The sequence below is a fragment of the Hydrogenivirga sp. genome (genome assembly GCF_056450045.1).
Genome location: NZ_JBWONM010000080.1, coordinates 1 through 20,488, shown reverse-complemented (window position 1 = coordinate 20,488; position 20,488 = coordinate 1). Strand labels below are relative to the sequence as shown.

At 53.2% G+C, this 20,488-nt stretch carries 20 protein-coding genes and 1 other RNA gene; 12 read left to right on the top strand and 9 right to left on the bottom strand.

Going from position 1 to position 20,488, the window contains the following annotated elements; all coding sequences use genetic code 11:
* Positions 1–10 precede the first annotated feature (10 nt).
* From AC1HCM_RS03385 to AC1HCM_RS03375, 3 genes are read left to right on the top strand one after another with little or no spacing between them, the layout of a single operon-like run.
* Positions 11–1,321: a (Fe-S)-binding protein gene (locus AC1HCM_RS03385; protein WP_479460370.1), complete on the top strand. Its 1,311-nt coding sequence runs from the start codon at positions 11–13 to the stop codon at positions 1,319–1,321.
* The gene (locus tag AC1HCM_RS03380; protein WP_479460369.1) at positions 1,318–3,012 is read left to right on the top strand and encodes a nickel-dependent hydrogenase large subunit; all 1,695 of its coding nucleotides are present in this window, start codon (positions 1,318–1,320) and stop codon (positions 3,010–3,012) included. Before AC1HCM_RS03385 ends, AC1HCM_RS03380 begins: the two co-directional genes overlap by 4 nt.
* A 37-nt stretch (positions 3,013–3,049) precedes the next feature.
* Positions 3,050–4,420, top strand: a complete 1,371-nt coding sequence (locus AC1HCM_RS03375) for an MATE family efflux transporter (protein WP_479460368.1) — start codon at positions 3,050–3,052, stop codon at positions 4,418–4,420.
* On the opposite strand, the gene AC1HCM_RS03370 is transcribed toward AC1HCM_RS03375, so the two are convergent.
* The gene (locus tag AC1HCM_RS03370) at positions 4,368–6,020 is read right to left on the bottom strand and encodes a methyl-accepting chemotaxis protein (protein WP_479460367.1); all 1,653 of its coding nucleotides are present in this window, start codon (positions 6,018–6,020) and stop codon (positions 4,368–4,370) included. The genes AC1HCM_RS03375 and AC1HCM_RS03370 overlap by 53 nt on opposite strands.
* Positions 6,021–6,080: 60 nt before the next feature.
* Between AC1HCM_RS03370 and AC1HCM_RS03365 the strand changes: the two genes are divergently transcribed.
* The 3 genes from AC1HCM_RS03365 to flgL are packed head-to-tail and all read left to right on the top strand — an operon-like array spanning position 6,081 to position 9,375.
* Positions 6,081–6,335: a hypothetical protein gene (locus AC1HCM_RS03365; protein ID WP_479460366.1), complete on the top strand. Its 255-nt coding sequence runs from the start codon at positions 6,081–6,083 to the stop codon at positions 6,333–6,335.
* Positions 6,335–7,921 carry a flagellar hook-associated protein FlgK gene (gene flgK / locus AC1HCM_RS03360; protein WP_479460365.1) on the top strand — a complete coding sequence of 529 codons (1,587 nt, stop codon included), beginning with the start codon at positions 6,335–6,337 and terminating at the stop codon, positions 7,919–7,921. Before AC1HCM_RS03365 ends, flgK begins: the two co-directional genes overlap by 1 nt.
* Positions 7,922–7,929: 8 nt before the next feature.
* Positions 7,930–9,375: a flagellar hook-associated protein FlgL gene (gene flgL / locus AC1HCM_RS03355; RefSeq protein ID WP_479460364.1), complete on the top strand. Its 1,446-nt coding sequence runs from the start codon at positions 7,930–7,932 to the stop codon at positions 9,373–9,375.
* On the opposite strand, the gene AC1HCM_RS03350 is transcribed toward flgL, so the two are convergent.
* The gene (locus AC1HCM_RS03350) at positions 9,376–9,720 is read right to left on the bottom strand and encodes a DUF6394 family protein (RefSeq protein WP_479460363.1); all 345 of its coding nucleotides are present in this window, start codon (positions 9,718–9,720) and stop codon (positions 9,376–9,378) included. It abuts the gene before it with no gap.
* On the bottom strand, positions 9,717–10,859 hold the full coding sequence (locus AC1HCM_RS03345; RefSeq protein WP_479460362.1) for a potassium channel family protein: 1,143 nt from the start codon (positions 10,857–10,859) through the stop codon (positions 9,717–9,719). Before AC1HCM_RS03345 ends, AC1HCM_RS03350 begins: the two co-directional genes overlap by 4 nt.
* Before the next feature lie 18 nt (positions 10,860–10,877).
* On the opposite strand from AC1HCM_RS03345, the gene AC1HCM_RS03340 reads away from it, so the two are divergent.
* Positions 10,878–11,084 (top strand): hypothetical protein, encoded by a 207-nt coding sequence (locus AC1HCM_RS03340; RefSeq protein ID WP_479460361.1) that lies wholly within the window; start codon positions 10,878–10,880, stop codon positions 11,082–11,084.
* Positions 11,081–11,302 carry a DUF167 domain-containing protein gene (locus tag AC1HCM_RS03335; RefSeq protein WP_479460360.1) on the top strand — a complete coding sequence of 74 codons (222 nt, stop codon included), beginning with the start codon at positions 11,081–11,083 and terminating at the stop codon, positions 11,300–11,302. The genes AC1HCM_RS03340 and AC1HCM_RS03335 overlap by 4 nt, the downstream gene beginning before the upstream one ends.
* Here AC1HCM_RS03335 and AC1HCM_RS03330 read toward each other — a convergent pair.
* The 6 genes from AC1HCM_RS03330 to bioF all read right to left on the bottom strand — a co-directional run bounded on the left by AC1HCM_RS03330 (position 11,256) and on the right by bioF (position 17,175).
* Complete coding sequence (locus AC1HCM_RS03330; protein WP_479460359.1) at positions 11,256–12,392, bottom strand: metallophosphoesterase; 1,137 nt, start codon at positions 12,390–12,392, stop codon at positions 11,256–11,258. The two genes, AC1HCM_RS03335 and AC1HCM_RS03330, sit on opposite strands and share 47 nt — an antisense overlap.
* The gene (ilvD, locus tag AC1HCM_RS03325; RefSeq protein ID WP_479460358.1) at positions 12,392–14,062 is read right to left on the bottom strand and encodes a dihydroxy-acid dehydratase; all 1,671 of its coding nucleotides are present in this window, start codon (positions 14,060–14,062) and stop codon (positions 12,392–12,394) included. The genes AC1HCM_RS03330 and ilvD overlap by 1 nt, the downstream gene beginning before the upstream one ends.
* A gap of 32 nt (positions 14,063–14,094) precedes the next feature.
* Positions 14,095–15,081, bottom strand: coding sequence for a GGDEF domain-containing protein (locus AC1HCM_RS03320; protein ID WP_479460357.1), 987 nt, complete (start codon positions 15,079–15,081; stop codon positions 14,095–14,097).
* 33 nt (positions 15,082–15,114) lie between these two features.
* Positions 15,115–15,460, bottom strand: a transfer-messenger RNA (tmRNA) gene (ssrA, locus tag AC1HCM_RS03315).
* Between the two features lie 48 nt (positions 15,461–15,508).
* Positions 15,509–16,060 (bottom strand): Uma2 family endonuclease, encoded by a 552-nt coding sequence (locus AC1HCM_RS03310; RefSeq protein WP_479460356.1) that lies wholly within the window; start codon positions 16,058–16,060, stop codon positions 15,509–15,511.
* The gene (gene bioF / locus AC1HCM_RS03305; RefSeq protein WP_479460355.1) at positions 16,057–17,175 is read right to left on the bottom strand and encodes an 8-amino-7-oxononanoate synthase; all 1,119 of its coding nucleotides are present in this window, start codon (positions 17,173–17,175) and stop codon (positions 16,057–16,059) included. The genes AC1HCM_RS03310 and bioF overlap by 4 nt, the downstream gene beginning before the upstream one ends.
* 18 nt (positions 17,176–17,193) lie before the next feature.
* On the opposite strand from bioF, the gene AC1HCM_RS03300 reads away from it, so the two are divergent.
* The 4 genes from AC1HCM_RS03300 to dut form a co-directional block, all read left to right on the top strand.
* Entirely contained in the window at positions 17,194–17,436 is a 243-nt protein-coding gene (locus tag AC1HCM_RS03300) for a tetratricopeptide repeat protein (RefSeq protein ID WP_479460354.1), read from the top strand.
* A 50-nt stretch (positions 17,437–17,486) separates the two neighbouring features.
* The gene (gene rpsO, locus AC1HCM_RS03295; RefSeq protein ID WP_479460353.1) at positions 17,487–17,759 is read left to right on the top strand and encodes a 30S ribosomal protein S15; all 273 of its coding nucleotides are present in this window, start codon (positions 17,487–17,489) and stop codon (positions 17,757–17,759) included.
* Position 17,760: 1 nt separating this feature from the next.
* Positions 17,761–20,073: a polyribonucleotide nucleotidyltransferase gene (locus tag AC1HCM_RS03290; RefSeq protein ID WP_479460352.1), complete on the top strand. Its 2,313-nt coding sequence runs from the start codon at positions 17,761–17,763 to the stop codon at positions 20,071–20,073.
* Between the two features lies 1 nt (position 20,074).
* On the top strand, positions 20,075–20,488 hold a 414-nt coding region (gene dut / locus AC1HCM_RS03285), incomplete at its 3' end, for a dUTP diphosphatase (RefSeq protein WP_479460351.1).

Below are 20,488 nucleotides of genomic sequence, written 5' to 3'. Positions count from 1 at the left end.
GAGGTATAAAATGACGCTTCGCGTGGAACACAAGGAAGAGATAACTCAGAGGGAGATAGAGACCTTTTACAACTTCTGCAAGAACTCGGTAAATACGGAGGTAGCCTCCTACCTTGAAGCCTGTGTGAGGTGCGGACTCTGTGCGGAGGCATGCCTCTTCTACATGGGGGAGAACATCTCGGGAAAGATTGACCCGACCCTTACCCCTGCCTACAAGGCGGACCTCCTGAGGGAGATATACAAGGAAAACTACACCCTCTTGGGGAAGTTCAAGAAGGCTCTCGGCTTTGGGGTCAGGATATCTCCCGAAGACCTGAAGGAGCAAGTGAAGCTCGCCTTTTACACCTGCACCATGTGCGACAGGTGCACAAAGGTCTGCCCCATGGGTATAGACACACCCAGGCTCGTTTCCATAGTAAGGGGTGCCCTCACTCAGGCAGGCTTGGTCCCGGAGGACTTGGCGGAGGCTACGAACACAGCTATTGAGAAAGGGAGCCCCCTTGGGGTTGATGTCCCCACATTCGTGAGCAGGATAGAGTTCATCTCCGATGAGTGGGAGGTAGAAATTCCCGTTGACCAGAAGGCGGACTACCTCTACATACCCTCCTCCATTGAGCTGATGAAGTATCCCTCCTCCGTTGCCTCTACAGCCAAGGTTCTCAACAAGGTTGGTGTGAGCTGGACCGTGTCCACAAAGGCGCATGAGGCTACAAACTTCGGACTCTTTACCCAGAGCAAGGAGGTTACTAAGGAGCTCCTCAGGAGGATACTCACAGGTGCGAAGGAGCTCGGGATAAAGACGATAATAGCTCCCGAGTGCGGTCATGCCTATCAATCAATGAGGTTCGTAGCCCCAAACGTATTCCCCGGGGAGTGGGACATGGATGTCCTTAACGTGGTTGAGTTCATCTACAGGATGGTAAAGGAGGGAAGGCTCACCCTCCCCAAGAAGGTGGTGGACGAGATAACCCTCCACGACTCTTGCCAGATAGGAAGGAGGGGAGGAGTTCTCAAGGAGCCGAGGGAGATACTCAGCCTCCTGGCGCAGGACTTCAGGGACTCGGTTGAGTTTCCCGAAAAGAACATCTGTTGCGGTGGGGGAGGCGGTGTTGTTGTGGAGCACGAGGCTGACTACCACAGACAGAAGGCTTTCCTCACCAAGGCTGAGCTCTTTGACAAGGCAGGTACCAAGAACGTTGCCTGCTACTGTGCCAACTGTATGCTCGCCCTGAGCAAGAGTTCTCAGGAGCTTGGAAGGGACTACAGGTTTATAAGCCTCGTTGACCTTGTAGCGGAGTCCATAGAGGAGGAAGAGGAATGAAGAGGGTTGTCGTTGACCCCGTAACGAGGATAGAGGGTCACCTCAGGATTGAGGCTGAGGTAAAGGAAGGAACCATAGAGAAGGCTTACAGCTCTGGGACCATGGTGAGGGGGATAGAGATAATACTCAGGGGCAGAGACCCCCGGGAGGCGTGGGCTTTTGCCCAGAGGATATGCGGAGTCTGTACAACCGTTCATGCCTTCGCCTCAATAAGGGCTGCTGAGGACGCTCTGAGCATAAAGGTTCCCGAGAACGCTTCCCTCATAAGGAAGCTCATGATAGGGACGCTCTTCGTCCACGACCACGTTGTCCACTTCTACCACCTCCACGCCCTTGACTGGATAAACCCCGTTCAGGCTCTCAAGGCAGACCCCAAAAAGACCTCCGAGCTTGCGAGGAGGTACTCAAGCTACGAGAAGTCAACTCCCGGATACTTTGCGGATGTGCAGAAGAAGGTTGTCAAGCAGGTGGAGAGGGGACAGCTCGGTATATTCAGCAAGGGCTACTGGAAGCATCCCGAGTACAAGCTACCGCCGGAGCTAAACCTGATGCTCCTCGCCCACTACCTTGATGCCCTTGACTGGCAGACAAAGATAGTTCAGGTTCACACGATATTCGGAGGGAAGAACCCCCACCCCAACTTCGCCGTTGGAGGCATGCCCTCTCCCATAAACCCGGCTAGCGACACAGCCATAAACATGGAGAAGCTCGGCAGGGTAAAGAGCCTGATAGATGATATGAACGAGTTCGTTGAGAAGGTTTACCTCCCCGACCTCATAGCTCTCGGGCAGTTCTACAGGGACTGGTTCTTTAGGGGAGAGGGGCTTGGAAACTTCCTCGTCCTCGGGGAGCCCGAGGGAGACTCCCACAGGGAGGGGAGGTGGTTTATCCCACCCACCTTTATAAAGGGCAGGAACCTCTCCGAGCCTGAAGAGGTTGACCTTAAGGAGGTAAAGGAGTACGTTACCCACAGCTGGTACAGGTACTCGGTTGGGGACGAAGAGCCCCTGCACCCCTGGGAGGGTGAGACGGAGCTAAGCTACACCGGACCCCAGCCACCCTACGAACAGCTCAACGTTGAGGGAAAGTACTCCTGGCTGAAGGCACCGAGGTACAAGGACCACTCTGCGGAGGTGGGACCCCTTGCGAGGGTTCTGACCATGTACGCGAGGGACCTGTACGGCATTAGGGAAGAGGTGAGCATAACCCTGAAGGGGCTTGACCTTCCTCTCAACGCCCTCTACTCTACCCTCGGCAGGACCTTGGCGAGGGGTCTTGAAACTAAGGTTTACGCAAACGCCATGAGGGGCTGGTTCTCAAAGCTCTTGGAAAACGTAAAGAACGAGAACTACGATGTCTTCAACGGCGAGAAGTGGGAACCTTCCACCTGGGAAAGGGAGACGAAGGGAGTTGGCTTCATGGAAGCTCCGAGGGGCTCGCTCTCGCACTGGGTTCACATCAAAGAGGGAAAGATAGCCAACTATCAGGCGGTGGTTCCCACAACCTGGAACGCCTCACCTAGAGACGCAAAGGGACAGCCCTCAGCCTACGAAGCCTCACTCGTCGGGCACAGGCTCCACAATCCCAAAGAGCCCCTTGAGATACTGAGGACTATCCACTCCTTTGACCCCTGCCTCGCCTGTGCGGTTCACCTTTACGGAGAGGAAGAGCTTGAGATAAGGGTTATCTGAAGAGACCGCTTCGCGGTGAACTTATAATGAATACCTTATGCAGAAGGTCCTCATAGACCCCTCCGCCCCGCTAAGGGAGAACGCCCGGAAGATACTCAGGCTCGCCTTCCCGATAATAGTGGTCAACCTCCTCTACACGGTAGAGAGCATGTTCTCCCTCGTCCTCGTCTCTGGTATCTCAGCCTCAGCGGTAGCTGCCGTGGGCTTCAGCCTCTCACTTCTGTGGTTCATATACTCCCTGATGGCGCTCTCCTACACAGGGACGAGCGTTCTCGTAGCCCAGAGGGTCGGCGCAGGTGAAGACCCCTCACCCGTTCTGTCGGTTGGTCTGCTTCTCTCCTTCCTCATAGCCCTCCCCCTTACCTTCTGGGGTAAGGACCTCGTCCTATACCTTATGGCTCTGCTCGGCGCCTCACATACCGTGGTAGCCCTCGCTGAGGGCTATCTGACACCAATATTCTGGTTCATAACCATCGGTTTTATGACGAACACCTTCTACGGGGCATTCAACGGAGCGGGGGACACGAGGACTCCCATGAAGGTAGCGATAGTGATGAACGTGATAAACATATCCACAGCTTACGTGCTCATATACGGCAAGCTCGGCTTCCCTGGGCTCGGCGTCAGAGGTGCTGGCTGGGGTATAGTCCTCTCTGAGCTCTTCGCCTTCCTCGTGTATACCTACCTGACCACCTTCAGGGGTAAGCCCTTCCCCCTTCATCTCAGGATTGAGAGGGATGTATTCCTAAGGATGCTCAGGATAGGGACACCCACCGCGGTGGAGAGGGCTGTAACGAGCCTGTCCTTCAACGTTTTCGTGGGCTTTTTAGCTAAGTTCGGGGACAAGGTCCTCGCCGCCCATCAGGTAGGGCTCAGGGTTGAGAGTGTATCCTTCATGGTGGGCTTTGGCTTCATGGTGGCAAGCACGGTCATAGCGGGGCAAAACTACGGGGCAAGGAACCTTCAGGGGTTAATCTACGGTGTTAAATTCACCGCAAACCTCACCGCCTCCCTGATGGGTCTTCTGGGCTTGTTCCTCATCCTCTTTCCTAAGTATCTGACCCTTCCCTTCAGCAGGGACCCCGAGGTTATAAGCTGGGCTGTTTACTACCTCGTCATAGTGGGCATATCCCAGGTTCCGATGGCTTATGCGGTCATCTTCTCAGGGGCGCTCAAGGGCATGGGCAGGACAACCGTTACGATGGTGATAAACATAGCCTCCTTCTGGCTTTTCAGGATACTGCCCTCCTACCTCTTCCTCAAGGTAATCCACTCTCCTCTCGTGCCCTGGACCTTCATGACCGTTGAGATGTTTCTCAGGGCACTTCTGTTCTACCTCGCCTTCAGGCGGGAGGTCAGACATCAAAGTTCTTCATTCTTTCCTCAACCTGGTCCGCAGTCTGGCTGATCCTACCTATCTCTCCCACCATCTCCTTCACGCTCTCTGTGTTCTTCTCGGATATGGTCGTTATCTCGGTCATGTTGTCCCTTATTATGTCTATCGCTCTGCTCTGCTCCTCCATGGCTGTTGCTATGGTGTTTATAGCGTTGGCTATCTCCTGAGTGACCTCCTCAATCTTTCTGTAGCTCTCAACCACATCCTCTGAGGCGTTCTTTCCTTCCTCAACGGTGCTTACAGCCTTCTCAACCAGCTCCGCTATCTCCTTTGCAGCGTTCCCCGATATCTCCGCCAGCCTCCTCACCTCATCCGCCACAACCGCGAAGCCCCTTCCCATCTCTCCAGCCCTCGCAGCCTCTATCGCAGCGTTCAGGGCTAAGAGGTTTGTCTGCTCCGCTATCGTTATTATCGTCTCCGTTATGGAGCTTATCTCCCTGCTCACGTTAACTATATTTCCCATCGCGCTGTGCATCACATCAACCTTCTCCTTACCCGACTTTATGCTCTCCTCCATATCAAGGGATACGTTTCTCGCCCTCAGGGTCTCTTCCGATATCTGTCTCACAGCCTCCGACACCTCGTCTATAGAGGTCATTATGCTCGCTATACTGCTGTTGAGGTTGTCGTTCTCCTGCTCAATCTTCTGGGCATTACCGTTAAGAACCTTTATGCTCTCGGTTATGCTCTCAAGCCCTTCCTTAACGTTCCTCAGGGCTCCCTGCAGGTCGTTGAGAGAGCTGTTTATGTAGTTCTTGAGTTCCCCAAGGCTTCCCCTGTAGTCTCCCTCAACCCTGACCTTCAGGTTCCCCTTTGAGACCTGCATCATCACGTCCCTTATTGAGGATATAGCGCTCCCTATATCTCCCACCATCTTGCTCAACGAATCCACGAGTTTATCAAGCTCGTTCTTGAACCTCTTGAACTCAACCTGACTGAACCTCATGTTCTTGGAGAGTTCCTCAACCTTTGTGGAGAGCTCCCCTATGTTGTTTATTATTCCCCTTGAAACGAGCCAGAGGGCTATGGAGACTATCAGTATTGAGGGCACCGTTACCCCAATGACCAAGTTGTTGGCGAGGGCTACGTCCTTCTTGAGCTCTTCCTGCTCTTTCTTTATCTGAGCGAGCCTGAGCTTTATTAGCCTGTCAAGGGTGTCTATCGTATCCTTAAAGCCCTTTTTCTCCGCCTCTATAAGAGCCTGCTTCGCCTCATCGTAAGCCTCCAGCTCAAGGAGCTGTATGACGTTCTCAATGTCTCCCTGATAGGTGAAGAAGGCTAAGTTTCTGGTAAGCTCCGCCTCCTCCTTGCTAAGCTCCTTCTCCCTCTTCCTGAGAACTGCGAGCTTCTCCATAAAGCCCTTTATGTTCTCCTTTATCTCCTTCCTCGCCTCTTCGTCCTGCGGGTTGAATATGAGGTTTCTCACCGCAATAGCCGCAAAGAGCATGTTCATCTTCATGTCTTTGTAAATGTCAAGCTCCTTGACAGCCTTCTGAACGTCGTCAATTGACTTTGATACTCTCCTCTCCGTTGTGTAGAGAACGGATGCTATGAAGACCCCAACAGCTATAACGAGAAGGTTAACAGCAAGGAGCTTCCCCTTTATACTCATGCCCAGTCCTCCTTTAAAAGTAAATCGGGAAGTGACGATGAATATTATAGGAGGTTGGGATTGAGTGCCCTGAAGGAGAAGCTCTCCTCTATCAGGAACAGACTTCTTGACCCCTTCGGCGTTGATGGACTTGAGGGGGAGTTTGAGGAACTCCTGGCTATTATGAGAGCCTCTTCCCCTCAGGAACTCAGGCAGGTGAAGGAGGAGTATGAGGAGCTGAAGCACCTCCTTAACAGGAACTTGGAGATAATATCGGGCGGGCTGAGACCCCTTCTGGAAAAGGGTGGCGGAAGCCTGTTCTCCAGGAGGGTGTGATGTTTGGTGCCTCTTTCGGGATAATATCCCAGGCTCTTGAGATATACAGGAAGTCCCTTGACATACACAACAGGAACGTTATAAACGCCAACAACCCTGACTATGTTCAGGAAGACCCGGTGGTGGAGAGCTTCGCCCCTGCAGGCATAAACTTTCAGGATGTTCGCAGAGACCAGAACATCTACTACGTGAACCTGAGAAACAGCAAGCTCTCCCTCACCACCTACCTTGAGGAACGAAGCGGTGTCCTCGGTAACGTTGAGGGTATATTTCAGGAGCTCTTTGAGGGCACGGGGATAAACGACTACGTGAACAGGTTCTACAAAGCCTACCTTGACCTTATGAAGGACCCCACCAACGGCGGAGCAAAGGACGAGCTCTACAACTCAGCCAACAGCCTTGCGAGCTTCCTCAGGAACAAGACGAAGGACATTGATAAGCTTGATGCGAGTATTGACTACAACCTCAGGGACGTTACAGCCCGGATAAACGAGCTGAGCAGGAAGATATTCAGCATAAACCGGGAGATAACGGTGATGTATGCCCAGAACTACGCCCGGGGGAAGGATTACAAGAACCTCCTTGATACGAGGGACAAGTACCTGAGGGAGCTCTCCGAGCTGATAAACATAGACGTCAGACAGGACGAGATAGGAAGGGTCAAGGTTATAACTACGAAGGGGTTTGCCCTCGTTGACTTTCAGGACAACTACTGGCAGCTTGAGTACAGAGCCGGCAGGCTCTACTGGAAGTCAAAGGACGGGAACGATGTTGATATAACCGACGTGATTGAGTCAGGGAAGGTGAAGGCTCTCCTTGACGCCCGGACAGACCTTGCGAGGTTCAAGGGTGAGCTGAGCGATATAGCCAAAGAGCTGATATCCAACGTGAAGCTCCCAAGGGAAAACAGCGGAACGTGGTACCTTGTCCAGAACGTTCCAGACCCGACCGCCCCCCTCTCCACCTACGGACTTGACGGAGAACTCAGCTTCTACGACAACTCAACGACACCCCCCACCCTTCTTGCAACTATCAGTAATTACGGGACCCAGAGCCTGAACAACCTTGCCAATGCCATAAATACGAACGCAGCCCTCACCGGTGCAGGCTTCTCTGCAACGGTTGTGAACAATCCCGACGGGACCTACACCCTCAGGATAGATAACTCCAACCCCGATTACTCCGTTCAGGACAGCGGAGGCAACTTCTACGAAAGCTCCCCCGTCTTTACAGGGACAAGCGCATCGGACATAGCTCCCGTGAGCACCCTCCGTGCGGACATAGATGACATCGCCTTCTCCCTGACCGACACCTTCAGCGACCTTGCCAACGGCTGGTGGGACTCAACAAAGTCAAAGGTAAACGCTTTTATAGGCGATATATCCACCACTCAAGCGGATGTAAAGGATAAGCTCAGGATTGAGTCAGCCCTGCTTGAGTCCCTGGACAGGAAGCTGAAGGAGATGCAAGGTGTCTCCATAGACAGGGAGTTCATGGAGATAATGAAGGTAAAGAGAACCTACGAGGCGGTTGCGAAGATAGTTACCACGATAGACGAGCTTCTCCAGACAACTCTGAACATGTGAGGTGAGCAATGAAGGTGCCCGATAACCTGCTCTACACGGTCTTTCAGCAGCAGGATGAGAGGATAAGGGAGCAGATAGCCCGCAAGACGGTGGAAATATCAACGGGAAAGAGGGTTCAGAACATATCCGACGACCCTGTTGCCACCTTCAACATAATCACCCTCAGGAAGGACATAGCCCAGCTTTCCCAGTTCTCAAGGAACAGGCTCTTCTCCGATGTTAACCTTACCTACGTTGACTTCACCCTCTCCAAGATGTCGGACAAGATAAAGTTCCTCTACACAAAGGCTGTTCAGGCAAAGAACGAGGTACACACCGCCGATGCCCTCAAGGCTCTGAGCACCGAGTTTGAGGAAGCTCTTGGCTTCCTTCTTGACAGAGCGAACGAGAAGGTAGGGGAGAACTACATATTCTCCGGCTCAGCCCTGACCACAAAGCCCTTCTCCGACAGCTTCACCTACCAAGGCTCCGGCGAGAGCTACCAAGTCCAGATAGACGAGGAGAGCTTCGTTGAAGTCTTCTCACCAGGGAGTAAGGTCTTCTCCACCAACGTCTATCAGATGGACACCCTATACCCGAGCGATACAGCTTCCCTTGGAGCCTCCGGAACCCTCACGGTGAGCTATGACTCAACAAACGTGAGCGTTGATTACGGCAGGGGTGTCTGGTATCTGGCGGCTAAGGTTGAGGACCCCGATGCTCCCCTCTCCAGCTACGGACTTGACGGGGACCTTATCCTCATGGACAGCGGTATGAACGAGATAGCAAGGATTACCAACTACGGGAGCTACTCTCTCAACGGTCTAATAGCCCAGATAAACGCCGCCTTCGGCGGTCAGAACATAAGCGCCTCCCTCGTCACAAACCCCGACGGGAGCTACACACTGAAGATAGTGGATACCGACTCTCCCCCCGATAACTACATATCCGACACGGGAAACAACGTCCTTGAGAGCGACAGCCTTAAGAACCTATCGGCTATCTACAACTCCCTGGACCCCGGAAGGGTTAAGTCCTTCGTCCACCAGACAGCCAACGGACAGTACACCCTCAGGCTCATACCCGAGGATGTGGCAACAAGCCTCACGGTCAGCTTTTCGGGAACACCTCTGGGAAACTTCTACAGCCAGAACGTCTTTCAGCTGATATCTGAGATAAAGGATAAGCTCGCCAGTGGATTGAGTCCCGATGACTCAGATCTGATGGCAAATCAGCGTGCCTACGACAAGGTTGTGGCTGAGAGGGGGAGGTTTGGGAGCATCCTCTCCCAGGTGAGGGACCAGCAGAAGGTTCAGGAGAACAGGATGGACGTCCTGAAGAAGCAGAAGTCCGACAACGAAGAGGCGGACCTTTCGGAGAGCATAATGGAGTACACGAGGTATAGGACAGCCTACGAGGCTCTTATGAGGATAGTTGCCGACACGAGAGACATGACTATCCTGAAGTATATCTGACTACTCCTCCTCTTCGGTGAAGGCGCTCAGGACGGTCTCAATTATTGAGATAACAACCGATATGACGTTGGCGGCTAAGGCTCCCTCCGCAAGACCCACAGCCTCTATCTGGTCCCCCAGGTAAAAGAGGAAGACCGCTGGTATCAGGTGAAGGTCTGCCACGAGGCTTGAGGCGAGCATCTCCGTTGAGAGAACCTTCCCCTCACCTATCTTGAGGATGGTAGCGGCGAGGTTCATCGCCACCGTTATGACGAGCTCGTACCCGTTGGGACTGACTATGAAGCTTATGTTTGTGGTAAGGGACATGAGTATGAAAAAGTCGGTAAGTATCTTTTTGTACCTCACCTCTCACCTCCTATGAGGGAGACAGCCCGCTCTAAGAGAATCTTCTGAGCATTTCTAAGGTTCTTTGGATGTCCGAAGAGTATGAGGGTATCCCCCTCCTCAACCACGCTCTCCCCCGATATCGTCACGTCAAGGTAGCCGTCAGGCTTCCTTATGGCAATAACGGTAACCTTCAGGCTCTTTCTCAGGTCTATGTCCTTGAGCTTCTTCCCGATTAGAGGAGAGCCCGGCTCAACCCTGAACTCAAGGATATCTATGTCTGCCTCCTCACCGAAAGCTATCCTGTCAAAGAGGTCGGATATGAAGGCTGAACCGGTGTGGAATATGTAGGCTGCCAGCCTCGTAGCAAGAAGCTTGTTGGGAACGAGAGTTTTGTTTGCCCCGAGCTCCTCCATCTTCTGGGCAGCCCCCTCACCGGAGGCGAAGGAGTATATGTAGAAGTCCTCCTTTGATGGTCTCACGAGCCTTGCGGTCACTATGACCGCTATGTTCTTAGCGTCCTCCCCGAGGTTAACCACCATGCCCCTCGCCCTCTTTATACCAGCGGATATCAGGACAGACCTCTTGTGGGGCTCCTCAGCTATGAAGTACTTTATGTTGTGCTCCTGAAGGTACTTGAGAGCCTCGGGCTTTTCCTCTATCACAACGAACTCAATCTTCCTCTTCTTCAGCGTTTTTGCGAGCCAGGCGGAGGTCTTGTCGTATCCGCATATAAGGTAGTGCCCCTCAAGCTCCTCAATCTCCCTCAGCATCTTGATAGCCCTGTAAAGAGAAATTATATCCTCCTTAACGAAGACCCTCACTATCACTGTCACCGAGGTCGTGAATACACCTATACCCGCGAGGGCTAAGAAGGAAGAGAATATCCTCCCGTAGGGGGTACCGCTTCCGGCTACCACCTCACCGAAGCCTATCGTTCCTATGGTTATTATTGTCATGTAGAAGGAGTTTATGAAGTCCCCACCTGAGAGGAGCATGTAGCCGAGGGTCCCGATGGTTATCGCTGTGTGGAGCATGAGGAGGGGAATCCTGAGCTCCTTGAGGGTCTCTATGAACTTTCTCTCGTATATCTCAATCAGCTTGGGCTCTCTCTTCCTCAGCCTTCCCCTTATCCTCTTCTTTAGCCTTACCTTGGGCATCCTTCTATAATAATAGTGATGAAGTTGAACGCACTCGTGATAGATATTGAGGGAACCACCTCGGAGATAACCGAGAAGCTCAATGAGGTCCTTGACGCCATATACGACGAGGGAGGAGAGGTTGTTGATGTGAAGGTGACCCACGCGAGGGAACACGGGATAGACGGCTTTACCATCGTTTACACCGTCATATACAAGAGCGAGAGGGAGCTACCCGAAGAATGAGGCTCTGGGTCAGGGTGAAGCCCGGCTCTAAGAAGGAGAAGGTCGTCAGGCTTTCGGAAGACCGCCTTGAGGTCAGCGTCTCTGCCCCTCCCGAGAAGGGAAGGGCTAACGAAAGGCTCCTTGAGCTCCTTGCAAGACACTTCGGTGTTAGGAAGAGCGCCGTAAAGCTGCTCAGGGGAGAGAGGGCGAGAGAGAAGCTCGTGGAGATTGAGCTCTGACACCCACTATCTCAATCACATACACGTCAGGAGGTGATAGGAGCCTCATCGGTGGTCCGCCAGTTCCCACCCCCTTACTGACCACTATGTACTTTCCCGGGGCGAGCTCCTTCACTCCCCTGTCAGTTTCAAAGATTAGCCTCAAACCGGTGTAGCCCACGAAGAAGAGAACGCCCCCGTGGGTGTGCCCTGCGAGTATGAGGTCAACCCTGTCAAGGACCCTCCTGTCAACTGTCGGTCTGTGCTTGAGAAGTATCGTGAACCTCCTCGGGTCTGCCCCCTTCAGTGCCTCAAGCTCGTCGGTGAATATACTGTAGCCGAGCCTTTTCCCGTCGGGGTCATCAACCCCGACTATGTTTAAGAGACCGCCTACGGCGGTGCTTTCACCCCTCAAAACCCTGAAACCCGCCCTCTTTAAGAACTCAAGGGACTGCTCAAGACCTGCGTAGTACTCGTGATTTCCGGTGACGGCGAACTTCCCGAGGGGTGGGTCTATCCTCTTCAGCATCTGAGCAAGGTAAACGAGGCTCTGCATGTTGCCGTCAACGATGTCTCCTGTGGCAACGACCACCTGCGGTCTCTCCCGCTCATAGACCTCAAGGACGAGCCTGACCTTGTCCTCCCTCATCACCGGACCGAGATGCAGGTCGGATATGTGAAGCACCTTTACCCTCGTTCCCTCCGGTAGCTTTGGGGTTCTCAGGGTGAACCTCTCAACCCTCAGGAAGTATGTCTCCGCATGGCTGTAGGCGCTTAGAAGAATTGATAGGATGAGGGTGAGGAAGAACGCCCTCCTGGGCGTGGGGGAGTGGAACCTCCTGTAGAAGTCAATGAGTATCCCGACGAGGAAGAAGTATATAAGGAAGCCCATCCAGAGGAGACCACCTAAGGCTAAGAGGTGGCTTGCCTCAGAAAAGCCCCTCCTGTCAAGGAGCCTCCAGATGGCGGGGGAGAGGGTCGTGAAGGTGAAGAAGAGAAGGATGAAGACCCTGATAAGGGGTTTTGGCTGGAAGGCTGAGCTGAGCTTCCTGTAGGCGTAATAGTGGAGAAGGGAGTAGGTGAGGAAGAAGAGGGAGACGAAGAGGAGCATCAGGCTTGCAGGATGGCTCCTTTTGAGGCGTCGGTTACGAGCTTTGCGTACCTCCTGAGCCAGGAGCTCGGTATATCTTTTTTCTTGGGAACGAACTCCTCAAGCCTTCTCCTGAGCTCCTCCTCGGATATAAGGAGCTCAAGCCTTCTGGCGGGTATGTCTATCAGTATCTCGTCTCCGTCCCTGACCACGCCTATTGGACCTCCCGAGGCAGCCTCAGGAGAGACGTGTCCTATGCAGGCACCCCTCGTTCCTCCCGAGAACCTCCCGTCGGTTATGAGAGCGACCTTATCGCCGAGACCCATTCCCACTATGGCTGAGGTCGGTGAGAGCATCTCCCTCATACCGGGTCCGCCCTTCGGTCCTTCGTACCTTATCACGACAACGTGCCCGGGTTTGACCTTTCCACCGAGTATCCCCTCTATAGCTTCCTCCTCCGAGTCAAAGCATATAGCCTTCCCTCTGAACCTGAGCATGCTCTCAACCACACCCGCACTCTTAACAACAGCCCCTTCGGGAGCGAGGTTTCCAAAGAGTATCGCTATACCGCCATCTTCGGAGTAGGGGTCCTCTATCCTTCTCACCACCTCGCCGTCCGCATCGGGAGCCTGGGATGCTATCTCACCGAGGGTTCTGCCGCTCACCGTGGGTCTGTCCAGATGGAGTAGTCCTTCCCTCTTGGAGAGCTCCTTAAGTATCGTCGGGATTCCGCCCACCCTGTCAAGGTCCTCTATGTGGTAGTTTGAGGCTGGTGCTATCTTGCATATGGTGGGAGTCCTCTTTGATATCTCGTTTATCTTGCCAAGGTCGTACTCTATACCCGCCTCCCTCGCTATCGCGAGCAGGTGAAGTATGGTGTTGGAGGACCCGCCCATGGCTATATCAACGGTGAAGGCATCGTCTATCGCCTCCTCTGTAAGTATGTCCTTCGCCCTCACACCCTTCTCCAGAAGCTCCATAAGCCTCTTCACAGCCTCCCGTGCGAGGAGCTCCCTCCTCGGATCTATGGCTAAGATCGTCCCGTTGCCCGGCAGGGCAAGACCGAGAACCTCCGTCAGACAGTTCATTGAGTTGGCTGTGAACATACCAGCGCAGCTCCCGCAGGTGGGGCAGGCGTTCTGTTCTATAACCTGGAGCTCCTTTTCGGTTATCCTTCCACTCTTTAGCTCTCCTATCCCTTCAAAGACAGATATCAGGTCTATCTTCTTGCCTTCGTGCTCCCCGGCGAGCATCGGACCGCCGCTTATGAACACCGTTGGCACGTTAACCCTCATAGCTCCCATAAGCATCCCGGGGACTATCTTGTCGCAGTTGGGGATGCATATCAGGGCATCAAGCTGATGGGCGTTCACCACGGTCTCTATTGAGTCCGCTATGAGCTCCCTTGAGGGCAGGGAGTAGTGCATGCCGTAATGTCCCATGGCTATACCATCGTCAACCCCTATAACGTTGAACTCTATGGGAACACCGCCCAGCTTCCTCACCTCTTCCTTTATGGGCTGGACAAACTCCCTCAGGTGAACGTGCCCCGGGATTATGTCTATGTAAGAGTTGGCTATACCTATGAGGGGCTTGTCAAAATCCTCCTCCGAGAGACCGCAGGCTCTGAGCAGTGCCCTGTGGGGCGCTCTCTCCACACCCTTCTTTATAACGTCACTTCTGTACCTCATCTCTTCCTCCTGTCTTCAAAAATATAGGCTAATTACTCCTTTCTGGAACGTTTCATCTCGTACATCCTGCTGTCCGCAAGCTTTATAAGGAGGTCTGGGTCGTTACCCTCCAAGGGAAGCTCCACCACACCGTAGCTTAGGGATATGCCGTAGGTGGCAAACCTCTTCTCAACCTCTCTCCTGAGCTCCTCCAGACGGGCTTTCAGCTTTTCCCTGATGCAGTCGTGGGCTATGATGATAAACTCATCCCCTCCAAACCTCCCTATCACGTCACCTTTGCGAAACTTTGTGCTCAGCAGGTTTGCGAAATCAACGAAAACCTTGTCCCCCGTTTCGTGTCCGTAGGTGTCGTTCACACTCTTGAAGTTGTCAAGGTCTATGTATATGAGGCAGTAGGTTGTGCCTTTGCTTCTGCTGAGAACACCCACGAGCTTGGAAAGGGTCTCAAAGGTGAAGGCTCTGTTGTATAGACCCGTGAGGGGGTCCTTCACAGCCTTCTCCTGAAGGGTGTTTATGAGCCTTGATATTATCAGGCTGTAGAAGAAGGAAAGGAGCATAACCGCAAGGTAGGCACCGAAAGCCTGTCTCAGGGTAATGTAGTCGTAGTAAACATCTATCAAACCGAGCCTATCAAATACAAGGAGCAGAGCTGCTGAGATTATAAGGAGAAGGTTCCAGCCGAAGGCAGACCTGTGGTCTTTTAAGAAGAAGCTCAGAAGAGGGAAGGTGTAAACCCACACCAGACCTGTTCCTCTATAACCTCCGGTGTAAAGGAGGAAGGAGAGGATGAGCACCATGAGGGCGAGGATCGTGTTGGAGGCGAGTTCGTAGTTCCGTTTGTAATGGAAGACGAGGAGGTTGGCAGCAGCTATGAGGACGAGGAAAAGCTCAAAGAGGGCGTATAAGGTCTCCCCATTGCTCAGGTGGACGTAAACCCCGAATACAAGTGTTGATAGGATTCCAACCAGCGAGAAGGTGATGATGAACTTGCTCTGGTAGCTTGAGAGGATTCTGTGCATGGAGTTTATTGTAGCGCTTGTGTTTGTGGTTTTTGGTGGAGGCGGCGGGAATCGAACCCGCGTCCGAAGACGGTGGCTCTTCCGGGGCTCTACAGGCTTAGCCCGTGTTTGCTTCTACCCTCGGGTCGCCCACGGGCAGGCTCCCCAAGGGGAGCACGGCTCAGGTTTCGGGGATTCCTCACCGTGCGTCGGAACCCCCAGAGCCTCTGTTCTCTGACGCCTTCAGGTCAGCCAGAGGCGAACCTCCCTGAGGCGCGCTGCCTTTTAATTAGGCAGCGAGAGCGACTTCAGCTTCGGGAAGTGTTGTTAGTGGCTGTTAAGGTTGCCACCCTGCCTGCTCCCCGGGAACCACCGGTCCCCGTCGAAACCAGTCGCCCCCTAAAGCCGATGTTTAAATTTAATTCCTTCTCACCCGCCGGTCAAGGAATTAGTCCACCTCAAAAACGTCTCTTATGTCAAGTTCAAAGCCTTCAAGAAGTTTGGAATTGACCTTACCTTCCTCCTCCGCATAGGAGTAGAGCTCGTATCCCCTATCCGTCAAACTCCACACCTGAAAGACCCTGTCATTAGGGAACGCAAGCCAGAACTCCTTCACTCCAAACCTTTCGTAGAGGCTCTTCTTATACTCCGTATCTCTTACGAAGGTTGAGGGAGACACGACCTCAACTATAAGGTCTGGAGTTCCAAATATACCTCTTTCCTTTATTATTCTTTTGTTCTTGTCTGATACAAAGAGTATATCTGGCTGAACTATGTTCTCCTTATCAAGGATAAGGTCAATGGGAGCAAAGTAAACCTTACCCAGCTTATTCTTTTTTACGAACTCCCTTAGAGTGAGGAATATCTGAGCGCAAACATCCTGATGGTAAGGTCTGGGTGCTGGTGCCATAAGTAGCTCCCCTCCTATAATTTCGTATCTCCCCTCATCTTCCAGCTTGAGGTAGTCCTCGTAAGTGAACTTCTTTTCTTTTAAGGTCATGGCTTTAATAATTTAAGCTCTCTGAGAAGTTTATCTATATCTTCTTCCCTGTACCTCAGGCTGACGGTAAGCCTGAGCCTCGCCTCCCCTTTTGGAACCGTGGGGTACCTTATAGCCTGAAGCAGTATCCCCCTCTCCCTGAGCCTCAGGGAGAGCTCAAGGGTCCTTTTCTCATCGCCGACCACTATCGGTATTATGGGTGTTCCATAAAACCTGACCTCGTAGGTCAGGTCCTTCAGCTCCCTGTATATAAACTCCGTTCTCTCTCTTAACCTCTTCACAAGGGAGGGGTTTTCCTCTATCAGCTCCACGCTCCTGAGGGCGCCTGCGCAGAGAAGGGGAGGCAGGGACGTGGTGAATATCAGGCTCCTCGCTCTGTTTACCAGAAGGCTGACAAGCTCAGGGCTTCCACATACGAAGGCTCCGTAGCTCCCAAGAGCCTTGGATAGGGTGCCCATGACTATGACGTTCTCCCTCCACTCAAGACCAAACTCCCTGAGGCTTCCTCTTCCCTCTCCAATGGTTCCTGTCGCGTGGGCATCGTCTATGTAGAGAAGGCATCCGTACCTTTCGGAAAGCTCGTAGAGGAGCTTCAGGTCTGCGAGGTCCCCGTCCATGCTGAAGACGCTGTCGGTCACTATAACCACCTTCCTGAACCTTTTTCTCTCCTTTCTCAGAATTTCCTCAAGCTCTTCGTAGTCTCTGTGCCTGAAGACCCTTCGCTCAGCCTTTGAGAGCCTGCACCCGTCTATGAGGGAGGCGTGGTTCAGCTCATCGCTCAGGATGAGGTCCCCCTCACCGGCAAGGACTGGAATGGTCCCCGTGTTGGCGAGGTAGCCAGAACCAAAGAGGACGCAGTCCGGAGTCCCCTTGAAGCTTGCGAGCCTCTCCTCAAGCATCCTGTGATACTTCGTGTATCCGGAGACGAGCTGGCTCGCCCCCGAACCGAGACCGTACTCCTCAAGTGCTCTTCTGGCAGCCTCCACCACTTCAGGGTGGTCCCTCAGTCCGAGATAGTCGTTTGAGCAAAAGTCAAGAAGACCCTCCCTCTGGACCCTTTCCCTGTAAAGACCGGACTCCCCGAGCCTTCTGAGCTCTTCCTCTATCCACTCCATGAACCTAAATTACTTTACATGTTTGGGAAGAACTACAAGGGCGTTTTCAGCAAGATGGGTGAAGGTCTCCTTGAGAGGATGATAGAGGACCTCAAGAAGGAGCTGGAGTCAAAGCCCGAGGACCCGGAGCTCCTCTTCAAGCTCGGGGTTGCCTATGCCCGTGTGGGCAAGGTGGACAGTGCCCGGGAGGTTTACAAAAAGCTGAAGGATGTAGACCCCGATAGGGCAAAGGAGCTACTTGACAGGATATACGAGGTCTGAGTTGGTGTTATAATAAAAAATTGCAACTTTTGATAAGGAGGTCTAAGCGGATGCCCCTTTCTAAGGAGAAGAAGTGGGAGCTCATAAAGGGATTTCAGAGGCACGAAGGTGATACGGGTTCTCCCGAGGTCCAGATAGCCATCCTTACGGAGAGAATCAACAGGCTGACAGAACACATGAAGAAGCACAAGAAGGATGTCCACTCAAGGAGAGGACTTATAGCCATGGTCAACAAGAGAAGGAAGCTCCTTGAGTACCTCAGGGACACCGACTATCAGAGATACGTTGAGATATCCAAGAAGATGGGACTTCAGGTAAAGTGAGATGGAGGAAAGCGCGAGGATAGGAAACAGCAAGGAACCCCTGATAATAGAGGTAGGTAGATACGCAAAGCAGGCGGACGGTGCGGTTGTAGTCAAGCAGGGGGGAACGGCGGTTCTGGTAACCGCTGTGATGTCCGACGAACCCAACAGGGAGATTGACTTCACCCCGCTGACGGTTGATTACAGAGAAAGACCCTCAGCCTACGGAAAGATTCCAGGAGGCTTCATAAAGAGGGAAGGCAAGCCCACCGAGAGGGAGATACTTGCCTCAAGGGTTATAGACAGACCCATAAGACCCCTCTTCCCCGAAGGCTTCTTTCACGACGTCGTCATAACAGCCCTCACCCTCTCAGCGGATGACCTCTACGACCCCGATGTCCTTGCCATAACAGGTGCCTCCGCAGCCCTCCACATATCAAGGATACCCTTTGAGGGACCCATAGCCGGGGTTAGGGTATGCAGGGTAGGCGGTGAGTTTGTGGCAAACCCCACCTACGAGGAGAGAAGGGAGGCTGACCTTGAGATAGTCATGGCTGGAACCAAGGAAGCCATAGTCATGGTGGAGGGTGGAGCCAAGGAGGTGCCCGAAGAGGTTATCACCGAGGCTCTCTTCTTCGGTCAGGAGGCTATAAGGGAGGTCCTTGAGGCACAGGAGAGGCTGAGAGAGAAGGCTGGCGTGCCCAAGTTTGAGTTTGAGGGTATCAGCCTTGAGGAGAGTCTCCTTAAGGCTCTTGAACAGGAGTGCACTGAGAAGATAGTATCCGCCTTCTCAATACAGGACAAGAAGGAGAGGAACAAGACGCTCTCCTCAATACTCAGCGAGTTCATAGAGAGGCACGAGGTTCCCGAAGAGCTCCACTTCAGCGTAGGCTACTTCTTCAAGAAGCTTGAGAGCAGGCTGATGAGGGAGAAGATACTGACCGAGGGTGTCAGGATAGACGGAAGGAAGCCCAACGAGATAAGACCGATAACGATAGAGGTCCATCCCTTTGAGAGACCGCACGGTAGTGCGGTGTTTACGAGAGGACAGACCCAGGCTTACGTGACAGTTACCCTTGGCGCTCCCGAAGAGGCGCAGATGATAGAGACGATAGCCGAGGGAGAGGTCTTCAAGAGGTTCATGCTTCACTACAACTTCCCGCCCTTCTCAAGCGGTGAGGCGCGCTCCTGGGGACCCCCGAGGAGAAGGGAGATAGGACACGGAGCCCTCGCCGAGAGAGCCCTTGAGCCCGTCATACCCGACGAGGAGGAGTTCCCCTACATAATAAGGGTGGTATCCGACATCCTTGAGTCCAACGGCTCAACCTCAATGGCGACAGTCTGCGGTGGTTCCTTAGCCCTGTTTGATGCTGGTGTGCCCGTGAGGGATGGAAAGCACGTGTCAGGCATAGCTATGGGACTCATAAAGGAGGGGGAAAGATACGTTATCCTCTCCGACATCCTGGGAGATGAGGACCACCTTGGGGACATGGACTTCAAGGTGGCTGGAACGAGGGACGGTGTGACGAGCATTCAGATGGACATAAAGATAAAGGGGATAACCCGGGAGATAATGAGGGAGGCTCTACAGCAGGCTAAGGAGGGGAGGCTCTACATACTTGAGAAGATGTACGAGGCTATACCCGAGCCCAGAAAGGAGCTCTCCCCCTACGCTCCGAGGATAGTGATATACAGAGTCCCCGAGGAGAAGGCACCCCTGATAATAGGTCCCGGCGGAGCGAATGTGAAGAAGATATACGAGGAGACCGAGGTCAAGGTCTGGGTAGGGGAGGAAGGAAAGGTGTTCCTTACAGGCTACTCCGATGAGGCTATAGCCAAGGCGATAGAGATGATAGAGAGCCTCATAAAGGACGTTGAGGTCGGTAAGGTCTATGAGGGGACGGTGACTAGGGTGGAGCCCTACGGGGTTTTCGTAGAGATAATGCCTGGCAAAATTGGTCTCCTTCACGTCTCCAAGATGGCACAGCCAGTAAGGCATGCGGCGGACAAGTACAGCGTCGGGGATGTCCTCAAGGTAAAGGTCCTTGAGGTTGATGAGATGGGGAGACCGAAGCTGACCACCGTCGGACTTGATGGGGAGAAGGCTCCCGAGGTCAAGGTTGGAGAGGTCTATGAAGGGACGGTGACGAGGGTGGAGCCCTACGGAGTTTTCGTAGAGATAATGCCCGGAAAAGTTGGTCTCCTTCACGTTGAGAACATGAAAGAGAGGGTCAGGAACGCAAGGGACAGGTTCTCCGTTGGTCAGAGGATAAAGGTAAAGGTCTTTGACATAGACGAGAAGGGAAGGCTGAAGCTGACCGACAGGTTGGACTGAGATGGTCAGGGTTAGGGTAAAGAGGCTACCCCACGGGGAAGGTATAGAGCTCCCTTCCTACGCCACCGACCACTCAGCAGGCTTGGATCTCAGAGCTGCCATCGGTTCACCCCTTACCTTGAAGCCAATGGAAAGAGCCCTCATCCCTACGGGTTTTATCTTTGAGATACCCGAAGGCTACGAGGGACAGGTAAGACCGAGGAGTGGTTTAGCCCTCAAGAAGGGGATAACCGTCCTGAACTCTCCGGGGACTGTGGATGCGGACTACAGAGGGGAGGTCAAGGTTCTCCTGATAAACCTTGGGGAGGAGGAGGTTGTTATAAAGAGGGGTGATAGGATAGCCCAGCTGATAGTAGCTCCTGTAAGCAAGGTGGAGCTGGTTGAGGTTGAGGAGGTAAGCACGACCGCCCGTGGG